The organism is Parvularcula lutaonensis (assembly GCF_014651915.1).
GTDB lineage: Bacteria > Pseudomonadota > Alphaproteobacteria > Caulobacterales > Parvularculaceae > Parvularcula > Parvularcula lutaonensis.
Window position 1 is genome coordinate 1,606,196 of sequence record NZ_BMXU01000001.1, and the last position, 13,549, is coordinate 1,619,744.

Consider the following 13,549-nt stretch of genomic DNA (forward strand, 5'->3'; position numbering starts at 1 on the left):
GGGCATGGCAGGGTCACGCAGGACCCTCCGCACAGGTCTGTCTCCTCGGAAAAAAGGAAGAGGGGACCTCCATGGACGACAACGCAAAAGATGAAGGCGCGCTTGCGCCTTCACGCCGCACGCTGATGAAAGGCACGGCTGGCGCAGCGGCCATGGCCGCACTTGCAACGCCGGCAGCGCGGGCCCATTCCAGCCATCACGGCGGGGGCGGCCATCCCGTGCTGGCCGAGAAAGCAGCCATCCGCCGCGCGAAGGCCACCAAGCTCCGCTTCGAAGCGGCCCGCGACCAGCTTCGCCCCGACCTTCCGAGGCAGCAGACGAATGGCGACGAGGCCTTTGCCGACAAACGCGCGAGCTTCTTCAAGACCCTGCCGCAGAACCGGTTTGGCGAGGTCAACCGGCAAGCCTACCAGAAACTTCTCGATGCTCTCGCTTCGGGCCAGCAGGGCGATTTCGACCAGATCCCCCTGGCGAGGATCGCCCAGCGCAAGCTCGCAAATCCTCAGGGTGCGTACAAGTACACCCTGTCTGGCCGTGACGGCCAGAACACCTGGATGCGTCCGGCGCCGACCTTCCTCGGCGCGGAAACGGCGGCGGAAATGGGAGAGCTTTACTGGAAAGCGCTCTGTCGCGATGTGCCGTTCAGTGCCTACGGCTCGAGCCCGCTGATCGCCGCCGCGGTATCCGACCTTAATGCTTTCTCGGCAACCGTGGGTCCGAAGTCTGGCGGCAGCGTCACGCCGGAAACGGTCTTCCGTGGCGAGACGCCGGGCGACCTGGCCGGCCCTTACATCAGCCAGCTTCTCACCAAACCGGTCCCCTTCGGCAACACGACGATCGAGCAGCGCTACGCCGCGCCCGCTATCGGCGATGACTTCATGACCACGGAGCGGTCATGGCGCAGGGTCCAGCGGGGCATCGCCCCGCCGCCGCTTCTCAAGGGCAATCCGCGTTACATATCCGACGCCCGCGCCCTCGGCGAATTCGTGCATGTGGACTTCACCTTCCAGGCCTACCAGTCCGCAGCGCTGATCCTGCTCGGCATCCCAGGCTCGTTCGACATCGGCAATCTCTACAACACCAATTCGACTCAAGGCGCCTTTGTCTCGCTCGGGGGTCCTGACGTCCTCGACCTCGTGGCCAAGGCGGGCAATCTCGCATTGACCGGGGCGTGGTACCAGAAATGGCTGGTCCACCGCCGGGCCCGCCCCGAGGTCTATGGTGGCCGCCTCCATTTCCAGAACACCGGTGAGCGCGACTACGGCCTGCCGCAGGAAATTCTGGACTCAGACGGTGTTGGCCGGACCCTCGCGGCACAGGGCACGGGTTTCCTCTCCCAGGCTTTCCCCGAAGGCTCGCCAACCCACCCGGCCTATCCGGCCGGTCACGCGACCATCGCCGGCGCCTGCTGCACGGTGCTCAAGGCGTTCTTCGAAGAGAGCATGGCCTTCCCGAACCCTGAAGAGGCGGATGCCACCGGCCAGACGCTTCTTCCTTACAGCGGGACACTGACGATTGGCGATGAGATCAACAAGCTCGCCAACAATATCTCGCTTGGCCGCGACTGGGCAGGGGTCCACTACCGCTCGGATGGCGTCGATGGCCTTTCCGTCGGCGAACAGCAGGCTATCAGCCTGCTGAGGGATTACTCGCGCACCTATTCAGAGCGTTTCGCTGGTTTCACCCTGACGAAGTTCGACGGTACCCGGATAACCATCAATGATGGCGAGATCGACACTGCCGGGGCCTAGGCCCGGTCGCTGCCATAGGTCATCTCGAGGAAGACATCCTCGAGATCGGCCTCCACGGTGGAGATGTCCTTCACCGATATTCCTGCGGCGTTGACGGCGGAAAGAAGGTCCGCGACCTTCGTCACGCTCGGGCGGTAGTCGATGTAGAGGCTGCCGTCCTCGCGCACTTCCGCGCCGTCAATGCCAAGATCCGTACCCGGAGCAAGAAGCTCCTCCGGCACCACCATCAGTGTCTTGCGGTCAAGGCTCTTCAGAAGCTGGTCTTTCGGCTGGACCGTCTTCACTTCCCCATGGTGGATGATGCCGATCGTATCGCAGAGTTCCTGCGCCTCTTCGAGATAATGCGTTGTCAGAATAACTGTCACGCCACGCTCGTGGAGTTCCATCACCTGGTCCCAGAGCTGGCGCCTGAGCTCGATATCGACCCCGGCTGTCGGCTCGTCGAGGATGAGCACGGGCGGGTCGTGCACCATCGCCTTGGCGACGAGAAGGCGCCGCTTCATCCCGCCGGAGAGCGAGCGCACATAGGCCTCGGCCTTGTCCTCGAGGCCCAGCGAGCGGAGGATCTCCATGGTCCGGCGTTTTGATTTCGGCACGCCATAGAGGCCTGCCTGGATCTCCAGAGCCTCGCGGGGCGTGAAAAAGACGTCCGTCGACAGCTCCTGAGGCACCACGCCGATGGAGGCACGGGCCTGGCGCGGGTTCTTGTCGATGTCGAAGCCCCAGATCGACGCGGTCCCGCTGGTCTTGTTCACGAGCCCGGCTAGAATATTGATGAACGTCGATTTCCCGGCGCCATTCGGTCCCAGAAGGCCGAAGACCGAGCCTCGCGGTACATCGAGGTCGATGCCCTTGAGCGCTTCCTTGGGCGGCTGGCCCTTCGCGCCACGATACACCTTGCGCAGGCCGCGCGCCGAAATGGCAGCATCGAGCGCTGGCTTGGACTGGGTGAGCGGTTTCGCTTCATCACGCATGGCGCCGATGTCGCGACGCATCGCGGAAACGTCAACGCAAAACGGCCTTCCGGGCTGATGCTCGGGGAACAGATTGCCGCAGCGCATCGTTCGCTATCCGGTATCACGGAGATAAACCGATGCGGTTCCTGATTCTTGGTGTCCTCGCCCTCTATGTCGCCGCCACCGGCAATGCGCTGCAACAGGCCGGCGCGGCCGTCAGGACCGAATACTTTGTCGATCTCTACCGGATCACCGTCTACGACACTGACGGCACCTTGACCCGTGAGGACATCAATTCTCTTCGGAAGCCCCTGCGCCTGACGCTCGATGTCCTCTATGACGGCCAGCTGCCTGATATCCCGGACACCTGGCGCGAGGAGCTGGTGCCGGCGGTTTCGGACGAACAGATGGCAACACTCCGCAACGCCTATGCCGACCTCAAGCAGGGTGACCGGGTCGTGCTGGTCTATCGTCCGCACGACGGGACGGTGATTTCAGTGAATGGGACGCCCGTGGTCGAAGACGACGGCTCCGAACTGGCACGGGCCACCTTTGATGTCTGGTTCGGCAAGAACCCGGTCAGCGCGGAGATCAAAGCCGACATCCTGCGCGGCTGACCGCTTGCGGCCCGTCTCCCGGTTCGGCATAGACGCCTCATGGCCACGAAACTTCCCGCTCACAAAGCCCCGCGCACCCTCGATCAGGTGATCGAAGAAGTCGTGAACGACCTCGACGCGATCGACATCGTGTTCGTTGACCAACGGCGGCAGGCTTGCATGGGACAAGGCGGCGCGCTCGGCCATCCGAAGGTGTTCTACACCATTGGCGACAAAGGCTATGCCGAGTGCATGTATTGCGACCGGGTCTTTGTCTACGCGCCTGACCGGGCTGGCGAGACCATCGACCGATGGGCGGAAAGGGAAGAAGCCAAGCGCGCCCGTACCGCGATCGGAAAAGAACTCCCCGGAGACGGCCTCACCGAGAGCGCAACACCTCCTCCCGGAGAGAACCTGGGCGTCTAGCGTGGTATCGCCGCATTACGGCATAGAACACGACCACCCAGAAAAGCAGCAGGCTGAAAAAGCTGAAAAAGCCTCCCCACCCCTGCAGGATGAGCTGCAGCGCCTCGAGATCGGCCGTGCGCACGAGCTGGATCCCGTCCGCGGATAGCTTGAGGCGCTGGGCCTGCTCCGCCGGCTGAGGAATGACACCCGTCCGCTCCATGATCCCGATTGTGATCGCGGTGACCGCCAGCATGAGGGGTGCGGTGACAAGGAAGACTGCGACAGCGGCGAAGGTGTAGGCGGGCGCTCTGGGTGTCTCGACCCGCGCGAAAATCTTCCGGAATGCGTCTTCGTCGAGGCCCTTCAGGAGGTCCGGGTCGGCCTGCCGCAGGTGCTCGTACTCGAACCGCGCGCCTTCGGTGATCTCTTCGTCGATCTTCCGCTGCCACAGGCGCAGCCCGCCATACCAAACGGCAAGGATCAGGAGCACGACGAGATAGTAGGTCAGGAGCATCGCTGGGACTTAAGGGTTCCGACCGGTCCCGTCACGACCTTTTGCCCTGAAACCTCGTTCACCGGCGGGCTGTGGACGATGGTGACGAGCACCCAGCTCAGGATCACCAGGAGGAACCATTCAGGGAACGACGACGAACGCACGGACTCGGATCTCGCGTGCGGCCGCGAGTCCCGAAGCGCCCTCTTCCGTCACGAAATGCCGGCCGTCGGGGGCTCGGGAGACTTCAAGCCGTCTTCGCCTTGCTGAGCGCAGCACCCAGCGCATCGGCAAGCTCCCCCCGCTCCTGCGGCGAGAGGAAGCTGCCGAGGATCAGCACACGGCCTTTCTCCACGAGCCGGAGCTGCGTCTCGTGGCTTGCGGGCCTGTCGAACTCCACCCGCGCCCAGAACGGGTTCAGCTTCCAGCGTGTTTCATGCCCTGACGGCAGCACACGGCTGATCCACAGCGCATCGTCGGTCAGCATGACACGCTCATGGCGGCGACCCTGCACATAGGAGAGGTGGAAGGCCCACCAGACGATCAGGATGTCGACACCGCAGAAGAACGCCACCGGCCACGCACCGAGGGTGAAATAGATCACTGCGTTGACGAGGTTCACGCCGATCACCACGGCCAGCACCCGCCTGAACCCGTCCGCTGTCAGGGACCTGTTCGGAAAGAGCAGGGCATGGAAGCGGAAGTCTTCGTCGCCCGTCACGGGGTCAGGTCCGCTGCTGGCCGCAGTCCTGCCAGTGACAGTCGGCGGCATGTTCTCAATGGTGATGGTCCGGGTCATGGCGGCAAGCTGCCTCTTTCTGCAGCAGATTCAAAGCTCCCCTCTGTCGCAGCGGCAAGTTGTGATCCTCTTTTAACTTCAATCGGCTAGGAAGCCCGTCTCTGAGGGGAGAACATTGATGGTTTTGAAAGCGGAGCTGGCCGCAGGCGGTCCAGCCATGCTGACTGCGTTGGCCCAGCGCAGCGATCTTGTCGCCAGCGTTGTCGGCGCAAGCCGTGACTGCGTGAAGCTCATGGATCCCGACGGGACCGTTCGCTTCATCAATCCGCACGCCCGCAAGATCCTCGATCTCGCAGACCTTGCCGACGTCCTTGGGCATCCCTGGCCACAGCTCTGGCCGAAAGCCTCGCAGAGCCTGATCTCGGCGGCCATTGCGCGGGCTGCCAAGGGCGCGCAGGTCCGGTTCGAGGCCTTCTGCCCCACCGCCCGGGGCCGCGAGGCCTATTGGGACATCTCGATCTCTCCTGTGAGGGACCGCAGCGGCACCATCATCCAGCTCCTCGCCATCTCCCGCGAGATCACCACCCGCATCACGCTCGAGGAATCGGTGCGGGAGCGGGAGGCCGAGATCGAGGCCCTTCGCCAGCGGCTCGCTGAGCGCTCACGCGCCTGAGATCGGGTCTTGCGCATTCCCGCGGTTCATGGGCAGTCTCCGCGCCTGTGTTAACTGGGAGGGCGCCACATGGCAGGCCACGAAGAGTATCTCGAGAAAGTCCGTAAATACGACGCCGGTGCTGACGAAGAGCATGTAAAGAAGCTCTACAACCGCCTGCGCCTGACGATCTCGAACCGTGACGCCGCAACGGTCGCCTGTTCGGACAAGTCCGAGCTCGAGACGATCCGGGATGGCTTCTGCAAGAAAACACTCGGCCTCGATGCCAAGCATTCCGACGACGAGATCATGGATGTCCTGAAAAAGGTCTGCGAGGAAATGTCGGGCGATGGCGGCAACAAGCACCGCATTCCGTTCTATTACCTCGTGGCCAAGCACACGAACACGCTGGACAAGCTCTAAGAGACCACCCTACCTCCCGCGTCATGCCAAGGCTCATGACGCGGGACCAGGTTCAGGAGTTTTTCCGGCGACTCTCGGAGGAGATGCCGGAGCCTGAAACCGAACTCGAATACCAGACACCCTTCGAACTGCTTGTCGCCGTCGCGCTGTCCGCACAGGCGACCGATGTCTCGGTGAACGCCTGCACGCGCAAGCTCTTCAAGGTGGCGAATACGCCTGAAGCGATCCTTGCCCTCGGTGAGGAAGGGCTGGCCGAATACATCAAGACGATCGGGCTGTGGCGCAACAAGGCGAAGAACATTATCGCGCTCTGCCGTATGCTGATCGAGGAACATGGCGGCGAGGTGCCGGAGGATGCAAAAGCGCTGATGGCGCTTCCCGGCGTCGGTCGCAAGACGGCCGATGTGGTCCTCAATGTTGCCTTTGGCCATCCGACCATCGCGGTGGATACCCATATCTTCCGGGTTTCCAACCGCACGGGCCTGGCCCGGGGCAAAACGGCCGACCAGATCGCCGACAAGCTGCCGAAAAGGGTGCCCCCGGAATATCTCAAGAACGCCCACCACTGGCTGATCCTGCACGGCCGTTATGTCTGCAAGGCCCGAACCCCTGAATGCTGGCGCTGCTCGGTGGCAGACCTCTGCAATTTCAAGCCAAAGACGCCGCCGCCTGATGAGCAGGCCGCGATCAAGCGCGCCGCGAAAACAAAGGCGAAGAAGAAGGCCGTGAAGCGCGCACCGAGAAGGAAAGCCGCATGACTCATCGTGAACGGATCATCACCGCCCTCGACATGCCGACGATCGAAGGGGCCGAGGCGCTGGTCGCTCTCCTTGGTGACGAAGGAGCTTTCTACAAGATCGGCTACCAGCTTTTCCCCCTCGGCGGCTACGGTCTCGCCCGGCGCCTCGTCGAGCGCGACAAGAAGGTCTTCATCGACGCCAAGCTCCTCGATATTGGATCGACTGTCGAGAAAGGCGTCCGTAGCCTGACGGAAATCGGTGCGCACCTCCTGACGGTCCATGCCGACACCGACGCGATCAAGGGCGCCGTTCAGGGAAGGGGGGATAGCCACCTCAAGATCTTGGCCGTCACGGTGCTGACGAGTTGGGACCAGGCGGCTGTTGACCGCCACGGCATCGATGCGACGGTGCAGGACCTTGTTCTCCGTCGTGCGGAGATGGCCCTAGAGGCGGGTGCTGACGGCTTGATCGCCTCTGCCAAGGAGGCGCCCATGCTGCGCGAGCGGTTCGGCAGCGATCCTCTCATCATCACGCCGGGCATTCGTCCTAAGGGCGCTGCCGCAGGCGACCAGAAGCGCATCGTCACCCCCGCCGAGGCGATCAGGAACGGGGCTTCGGCCCTCGTGATCGGTCGCCCGATCACCAAGGCCGATGATCCCAAATCCGCCATGCAGGCGATCCTGAAGGAACTGGACGAAGCGCTGTGACAACCGGATCCCAAGAGGCAGCGCAGCTTCTCGCTGGCGCGAAGCGGCTGGTCGTTAAGGTCGGCTCGTCCCTTGTCGCAGGTGGCGAGATTTTCCGCCATGACGGCCTTGCCGGGGATCTCGCGAGCTGGCCCCAGTCCCTCGTCCTCATCAGCTCCGGCGCCGTGGCCCTCGGTCATCGGGCCGCGCCCCAGCTTTCGAAGACCACGCTGGTCGAGCGCCAGGCTCTCTCCGCGATCGGCCAGCCGCTGCTGATGGCAAGGTGGGAGCAGGCCCTCGGCGGTGCCAATGCCCGCACGGCCCAGGTGCTCCTGACCCCCGACGTCACCGACGACCCCCAGCGAAGGGACAATGCCCGCGCGACCCTCGAGACGGTGCTTCAGGCGGGCCTCCTGCCCGTGGTCAACGAGAACGACACGGTGGCGACCGACGAGCTTCGTTACGGCGACAATGACCGCCTCGCAGCCCAGACTGCCGCGCTGGTCGGCGCTGACGTTCTCGTCCTCCTTTCCGATGTGGATGGCTATTTCGCCGCCGATCCCAACAAGGATCCCGGCGCGGCCCATTGGCCCGTCATCCCGCCCGCAGTTCTGGCGGATCCCGCGGCCCACGTCCCGGAGGACAAGTCGGCCCTCGGCACGGGCGGCATGCGCAGCAAGATGGAAGCAGCCCGCCTCGCGGTGGAGGCGGGCATCCCCGCGATCATCGCCTCGGGCCGGGGCAGGGGCCCTTTGAAGGCGCTCGCCAGGGGGGAAGTCCGGGCGTCAGTTGCCCTTTTGCCTTAGCCGCGGCGCGGCTCCGGCGGCATGGGCGGCTGGGGACGGTTCCGCTCCATCTCCTTCATGTCTTCTTCGAGGTCGCGGAAAGCCTGCTCGATCTCGCCATCGGTGGCATCGGCATCCACGACGCGGCTCTCCGCCGAAATGGAGATCGAACGGCGGGTCTCGTCCTCGATGTCATAGCTGACGCGCTCCAGCATGATCACCTTGGTTGTCTTTCCGTCACGCTCGGTGGTCTCGACCGAACGCTTGGAGAAGCTGCCCTTCCCCTCGAACTCGTCCTCGGACAGGACCCCGTCGTGGTTGGCGTCCATGCCGGTGAAAAGCTTGGCCATGGCGTCTTCGCCGCCGCGGGCATAGGCCCTGCCGGGTGGGGGCGGCGCGGGCGGGCCAGCGCCTTCGACCTCTTCGGAGAGGACCTCGCCGGTCGCCTTGTCCATCCTGACGATGCGGCGTTCGACCCGGCGCTCCTCATCGACATTGCCGCCGCGGGCGCCAGCAAATTCGGAATAGCTGATCACCCCGTCGCCGTTCTTGTCATAGGCCGAGAAGACCTCGTCATCGGCAAAGCTCGCACCGGCGCCGAAGGCGGCGGCAGCCAGCGCAGCGCCTGCAAGGCTCGCGGCGGTTTTCAGGGGATTGTTCTTCAGGGTCATGCTCCAGGTCCTTTCCTCTTGCGGAGGCGCGGCCTGGCTTTCGAGATCGTCGGCGATGAAACTGCGGAGCACGTCCGACGCGGTCACGCCGCGTTCGCGGCATGCCTCCATGAAGGCCTGTTTCTGGCTGTAGGGCAGCCGGATCTCGAGGCTCTCGGACTTCTTTTCAGGCCGTTTCATCGTTTCCTCCCAAAAGGTCAGGCTCGGGCAGGAGGCACCCGAGCCGAAGCGCGTGTCCTGAAGTTAGGCATTCTCTGCCCGGCTGCAGCAAAAACTGTGTCCGGACATCCAAACTCGGGCGTTTTTGCTGCAATCGGCCGCAAGTTGCGCGCCCAACGGCGCCGTCCAAAGTCCCTTGCGTCGATTATCGTGATTCAATAAGGGTCAGGGCCGAGGCAGGGTAAAGCGGGAGTCTCGAAATGGCTGCGACCACAGGAGCGACCCGCTACGGACGGCTGGCCGGCCTGGGCTACGTCGTGATCTTCGCATTGGCGATCCATGCCAATTTCGCTGTCATCGAAGCGTTGCCGAGCGAAAGTGGCCCTGCCGCCGTTGCCGACTTCATCCGAGAGAACGCGATGTTGTGGCGCCTGGCGATTGCCGAGTTCTTGGTCGTCATGGCGGTCGACATTGTTGTTGCCTATGCGCTTTACCGGCTGCTCGAAGGCCGTGCGCGGGGCCTCAATGCCCTCAGCGCCCTGTTCAGGCTCGGCTACACCGTGGCCAACATTCCGGTGATCCTGATGCTGCTCACCGCGCTTCGGTGGGCCAGCGCAGAGAGCGTTCCCAATGAGCTGTCAGACGCCATGGCCGCCCAGACCGCTCTCGGCTACGGGCCGGCCTTCACGCTCACCCTCGGTTTTTTTGGCGTCCACCTTGTCCTGCTCGCCACGGCGATCATCGTCTCAGGCCGCCTGCCGAAGGTTATCGGCTTTCTCACCGGCGTCGCGGGCCTTGCTTATACTCTCGATGCGCTTGGCTATCTCTTGCTGCCTGACCTGCGCACGGCCAACATCAGCATCGTCGCGCCGCTGGTCATTGTCCCGGCGCTCATTGGCGAGGGTCTCCTGATGCTCTGGCTCCTGTTCGGCCCACTGAAGGGCAGGGCCTAGCCCTTCCGGCTCCGCCATTCGTCGAACGACAGCCCTTCGCGCACGCCGCTGCAGACATAGTCCTGCAGCTCCTTCGCCGCTTCGGTGTCGTCATCGAGAAGCTGCTCGGGTTCGATCGCCGGGCCGATCTTGAAGTCGAAGGTCTGGCCCTTCTTGTTCATCAGCTCGTGGAACAGTGTCATGTTCCTGAGCTCCTCGTCGATATTGTTGAACCAGTAATAGAGCCAGGAATTCCGGCTCTTCAGGTGCACGGGGATGATCGGGCATTTGTGGCGCTTGGGAAGGTTCGCCACGGTGGACATCCAGGGCCGCTCGATCAGTTCCTTGTCGTCGTTCATGTAGGCAAGGCGCCCCGAGGGGAAGAGGATGATCGCCCGCCCCTCGCCGAAGGCTTTCTTCGTCGCCTTCAGCGTCTCCCGGCTCTTGGCGCGGGACTTCTTGTCCTCGCGCCACTCGACGGGGATCAGCTTCTCCGTCAGCCGCGGGTTCAGGCGGATCGCGTCCGCATTGACGAAGACGATCGGGTCCGGCCGCACCTCTGTCACGAGGTCATGGAGCGCCAGCCCGTCGGCAATGCCTGTGGGGTGGTTGCAGGCGATGATGCACGCGCCATCCTCAGGGATGTGCTCCTTCCCCTCGGCAACGATCTTCATCTGGATCATCTTCGAGGCGTAAGCGAAGGCATCCTCGGCGCTCATCCGCCCAGCCTCGTCCACCATCTTCTTCGCCTTGCCGTAGTCGAGAACGCCGTTCAGCGTCAGGCGGTAGAGCGGCCAGAAGGTCGATTGCGACAGCTTCACCGCGCGCTCGCGGATCAGCTGGTCGACGATGTGCTGGTGGCGCTGCTGGTGGCCGGTCTCGGTCGGCGGCGGCACGTAATAGGGGCTGTTCGCCTGCCACTCATAGATCTCGCGATCCGCCTCGCTTTCCTCGGGGCGAAGCGGTTTCGCGTCGGAGCCGAGCATCGGCTCGTATTCCACGGGCGTCCCGTCGTCCAAGGGCTCAGACCTCGTTCTGCTTGGCCGCCAGTTCGGCACAGCCTTGTTTCGCTAGGGCAAAGATGGCCGCGAATTGCTCTTCGGAGAAGGGCTCTCCCTCCGCCGTCGCCTGCACTTCCACGAGACCGCCGGAGCCCGTGATGACGAAGTTCGCATCGGCTTGGGCATTGGAGTCCTCGTCATAGTCGAGGTCCAGCACCGGCCCGCCTGCGTAAAGGCCGCAGGAGACCGCAGAGATCGTGTCGGTCAGCGGGTCCTTGGTGATCACGCCGTCCTTCATGGCCCAGCGGATCGCCTCGCGCAGGGCGACGAAGCCCCCGGTGATCGAGGCGCAGCGCGTGCCGCCATCGGCCTGGATGACGTCGCAGTCGACGGTGATCTGCCGCTCGCCCAGCGTCTTGAAGTCGACGACAGCGCGTAAGGACCGCCCGATCAGGCGCTGGATCTCCTGCGTCCGGCCCGAGGCACCCTTGCCGCGCTCCCGGCGGCCACGCGTATGCGTCGCGCGCGGCAGCATCGAATACTCCGCCGTGACCCAGCCCGAGCCCTGCCCCCGCATCCACGGCGGCACGTTCTCTTCCCAGCTCGCGGTGCAAAGGACATGGGTGTTCCCTGCCTTGATCAGGCAGGACCCCTCCGCATAGCGGCTGACGCCAGTTTCGATCTCGATGGGGCGAAGTTCATTAAAAGTCCGGCCGGACGGGCGCATGGGCACTCCTTGGTTGGGAGAGCTGCCCTAGCGGGGGTTTGGAGCTGCGTCGATGGGGTGACGGTGAGGTAAGACCCGTATACCTCAACATCTGGCGAAAGAGGGGCGTGGTACTATGCTGGAGTTGTGGGGTCTCGCAGCGGATATCGGAGGACCCGTCTTCGGTGGGTTGGCGGGCAGTTCGATAACCATGTGGATAGGAGCGCGCAGACAACGCCGCAGGCTGGCGCGTAGTCTAGTAGTCTATCAGTTCATTTCAAGTCTATTCCCAATGGTGTGAAAAACGCTCTCGAGGTGGTCGCCGAGGGTCAAGGGGAGCGGCGCCTCCGAGAACCCTATGCAATCAGCAAACGGGTCGTCGCTATGCGGCCACTGCTGTACCAGCTCGCCGTATTGCGTCGGGCTGACCAGAAGAACCCGGATATGTTCGCTGATGCTCTCGAAGCGGCCGAAACTCTCCGGCTACTAGAGCGGTTCGCGAGAAATTTCGGTAGCGGCAACGGCAAAAGCTCTTTCACAGACCTTCAGGGTGAGGCGGCCCTCTCTGCGATCGAAAATTCACAGGAGGCTATCGACAAAATAGGAAACGCGATTGGTTTGAAATCCGGGGAGATTGAGAACTTCGAGACTTTACGAGACGCCGCTGAGGAGGCGGCACGAAAAGCTTCAAAAAAGCCGTTGGGTATTCTACCCGGGGACAAAGTTTTTCTGTCGAGGACAAACATCTAATCCCCGCCCCCACCACCTCCCCTAAACTACTCCCCATCGCAGCAGGACGAAGGGCGCCTGGTACCGTCTCCTGGCAGCCTGCTGCTCTTCGGCTCTCCGTGTCTGGCGCTGATCGCGCCTTGGACGGACGGTCCTTCGCGAGGCGTGAGCTGATGTTCGGCCGTCTCGGAAGTGTTGAGCGCCGAGGACGCCCTGCGGTGAGGCCCTGGGAAGCCTTCACGCCGCGGCACAGTTCAAAAAGACCCTCCGCTGCGGCAGGCCGCAGGGCGGTCCCTTTTCCTAACGGTCGCGAGCCACGCGCCGGAGATGACCCCCGCCCGTCATCCCGGCCGAGCGAAGCGAGAGCCGGGACCCATGGCCTGTTCTCGCATCTGGTGAGATCTAGCGCACCCGGACGATCTTTCTGCCATGGGTCCCGGATAAGCGCTCACGCGCGTTCCGGGATGACGCATCACCTCCAACTGAACTCCAGCCGCTCGAGGTCATTCACGACCTGCCAGGTGCCGCCGCCTTCCTCGACCCGGCGCTGCCAGTCTTCGAGGCGGTTCATGTACTCCCTCGGATCGATATTGTCCGAGTTCAGTTTGGTCACGTTGAGCGCGATGACGTGGAAACCATCGAGCGTCAGCGGGATGTCGCGGACATAGCCCTCGGGCAGGTCCTCTTTCAGGTCCGAGAAGATGAAAATGATCTTCTTGCCGGTCCCTTTCTCGGTGAGAAACTCCGAGGCTTGAAGAACGCCGCCAGTAATGTCCGTGTGCGAAGCAGGACGGACATCCTTGACGAAGCCGTCAACCCGGTCACGGAACTGGCGCTTCTGCTGGTTCGCCACCGAAGGCCTGTCATCGAAGTGCATCTTCGCAACAATGTCCTTCTCGGAGAAGCTACCCGTATCCACACGGGCGACAGCGAAGGCATCATCGGGTTCGAGGCGGGCAAGAATCACATTGATGATCTGCTGCGCCTGGTCGATTTCCTTCGTATACGTCCCCGACGTATCGATCAGCATGTAAACGCCGGTATTGGTCGCCGGCGGCTCGCCACAGGCGGCAAGGCCTGCGGTAAGCGTGGCGGTGAGTGTGATGATCAGCTTACGCATGG

Annotated in this window: 18 protein-coding genes; 10 read left to right on the forward strand and 8 right to left on the reverse strand. The window is 63.3% G+C overall.

Going from position 1 to position 13,549, the window contains the following annotated elements; translation table 11 throughout:
- Positions 1-71 precede the first annotated feature (71 nt).
- Positions 72-1,751: a vanadium-dependent haloperoxidase gene (locus IE053_RS07820; RefSeq protein ID WP_189574303.1), complete on the forward strand. Its 1,680-nt coding sequence runs from the start codon at positions 72-74 to the stop codon at positions 1,749-1,751.
- On the opposite strand, the gene IE053_RS07825 is transcribed toward IE053_RS07820, so the two are convergent.
- Positions 1,748-2,725, reverse strand: a complete 978-nt coding sequence (locus IE053_RS07825; protein WP_189574844.1) for an ABC transporter ATP-binding protein — start codon at positions 2,723-2,725, stop codon at positions 1,748-1,750. The two genes, IE053_RS07820 and IE053_RS07825, sit on opposite strands and share 4 nt — an antisense overlap.
- A 119-nt stretch (positions 2,726-2,844) precedes the next feature.
- Between IE053_RS07825 and IE053_RS07830 the strand changes: the two genes are divergently transcribed.
- The gene (locus IE053_RS07830) at positions 2,845-3,324 is read left to right on the forward strand and encodes a chalcone isomerase family protein (RefSeq protein ID WP_189574306.1); all 480 of its coding nucleotides are present in this window, start codon (positions 2,845-2,847) and stop codon (positions 3,322-3,324) included.
- Between the two features lie 39 nt (positions 3,325-3,363).
- Complete coding sequence (locus IE053_RS07835; RefSeq protein ID WP_189574308.1) at positions 3,364-3,729, forward strand: zinc-finger domain-containing protein; 366 nt, start codon at positions 3,364-3,366, stop codon at positions 3,727-3,729.
- Here the strand turns inward: IE053_RS07835 and IE053_RS07840 are convergent.
- The 3 genes from IE053_RS07840 to IE053_RS07850 form a co-directional block, all read right to left on the reverse strand.
- Positions 3,683-4,225, reverse strand: coding sequence for a hypothetical protein (locus IE053_RS07840; RefSeq protein WP_189574310.1), 543 nt, complete (start codon positions 4,223-4,225; stop codon positions 3,683-3,685). The two genes, IE053_RS07835 and IE053_RS07840, sit on opposite strands and share 47 nt — an antisense overlap.
- Positions 4,216-4,368: a hypothetical protein gene (locus IE053_RS07845; protein ID WP_189574312.1), complete on the reverse strand. Its 153-nt coding sequence runs from the start codon at positions 4,366-4,368 to the stop codon at positions 4,216-4,218. Before IE053_RS07845 ends, IE053_RS07840 begins: the two co-directional genes overlap by 10 nt.
- 83 nt (positions 4,369-4,451) lie before the next feature.
- Positions 4,452-5,003 carry a DUF2244 domain-containing protein gene (locus tag IE053_RS07850; RefSeq protein ID WP_189574314.1) on the reverse strand — a complete coding sequence of 184 codons (552 nt, stop codon included), beginning with the start codon at positions 5,001-5,003 and terminating at the stop codon, positions 4,452-4,454.
- A 118-nt stretch (positions 5,004-5,121) separates the two neighbouring features.
- Between IE053_RS07850 and IE053_RS07855 the strand changes: the two genes are divergently transcribed.
- The 5 genes from IE053_RS07855 (at position 5,122) to proB (ending at position 8,250) form a co-directional block, all read left to right on the forward strand.
- Positions 5,122-5,616, forward strand: coding sequence for a PAS domain-containing protein (locus IE053_RS07855; protein ID WP_189574316.1), 495 nt, complete (start codon positions 5,122-5,124; stop codon positions 5,614-5,616).
- A gap of 69 nt (positions 5,617-5,685) precedes the next feature.
- Positions 5,686-6,018: a DUF2853 family protein gene (locus tag IE053_RS07860; RefSeq protein WP_189574318.1), complete on the forward strand. Its 333-nt coding sequence runs from the start codon at positions 5,686-5,688 to the stop codon at positions 6,016-6,018.
- A gap of 35 nt (positions 6,019-6,053) precedes the next feature.
- Positions 6,054-6,776 (forward strand): endonuclease III, encoded by a 723-nt coding sequence (nth, locus tag IE053_RS07865; protein ID WP_189574846.1) that lies wholly within the window; start codon positions 6,054-6,056, stop codon positions 6,774-6,776.
- On the forward strand, positions 6,773-7,465 hold the full coding sequence (gene pyrF, locus IE053_RS07870; protein ID WP_189574320.1) for an orotidine-5'-phosphate decarboxylase: 693 nt from the start codon (positions 6,773-6,775) through the stop codon (positions 7,463-7,465). Before nth ends, pyrF begins: the two co-directional genes overlap by 4 nt.
- On the forward strand, positions 7,462-8,250 hold the full coding sequence (proB, locus tag IE053_RS07875) for a glutamate 5-kinase (protein ID WP_189574323.1): 789 nt from the start codon (positions 7,462-7,464) through the stop codon (positions 8,248-8,250). The genes pyrF and proB overlap by 4 nt, the downstream gene beginning before the upstream one ends.
- On the opposite strand, the gene IE053_RS07880 is transcribed toward proB, so the two are convergent.
- Complete coding sequence (locus tag IE053_RS07880; protein WP_189574326.1) at positions 8,247-9,080, reverse strand: EF-hand domain-containing protein; 834 nt, start codon at positions 9,078-9,080, stop codon at positions 8,247-8,249. The genes proB and IE053_RS07880 overlap by 4 nt on opposite strands.
- Positions 9,081-9,319: 239 nt before the next feature.
- On the opposite strand from IE053_RS07880, the gene IE053_RS07885 reads away from it, so the two are divergent.
- The gene (locus IE053_RS07885; RefSeq protein ID WP_189574329.1) at positions 9,320-10,012 is read left to right on the forward strand and encodes a DUF4386 domain-containing protein; all 693 of its coding nucleotides are present in this window, start codon (positions 9,320-9,322) and stop codon (positions 10,010-10,012) included.
- On the opposite strand, the gene IE053_RS07890 is transcribed toward IE053_RS07885, so the two are convergent.
- Both IE053_RS07890 and rph read right to left on the reverse strand, forming a co-directional pair.
- Positions 10,009-11,010, reverse strand: coding sequence for a lysophospholipid acyltransferase family protein (locus IE053_RS07890; protein ID WP_189574331.1), 1,002 nt, complete (start codon positions 11,008-11,010; stop codon positions 10,009-10,011). The genes IE053_RS07885 and IE053_RS07890 overlap by 4 nt on opposite strands.
- 4 nt (positions 11,011-11,014) lie before the next feature.
- The gene (rph, locus tag IE053_RS07895; RefSeq protein WP_189574334.1) at positions 11,015-11,719 is read right to left on the reverse strand and encodes a ribonuclease PH; all 705 of its coding nucleotides are present in this window, start codon (positions 11,717-11,719) and stop codon (positions 11,015-11,017) included.
- Between the two features lie 276 nt (positions 11,720-11,995).
- On the opposite strand from rph, the gene IE053_RS07900 reads away from it, so the two are divergent.
- On the forward strand, positions 11,996-12,448 hold the full coding sequence (locus IE053_RS07900; protein WP_189574337.1) for a hypothetical protein: 453 nt from the start codon (positions 11,996-11,998) through the stop codon (positions 12,446-12,448).
- A 451-nt stretch (positions 12,449-12,899) separates the two neighbouring features.
- Here IE053_RS07900 and IE053_RS07905 read toward each other — a convergent pair whose 3' ends face one another.
- Positions 12,900-13,547 carry a VWA domain-containing protein gene (locus IE053_RS07905; RefSeq protein ID WP_189574341.1) on the reverse strand — a complete coding sequence of 216 codons (648 nt, stop codon included), beginning with the start codon at positions 13,545-13,547 and terminating at the stop codon, positions 12,900-12,902.
- Between the last annotated feature and the right edge of the window lie 2 nt (positions 13,548-13,549).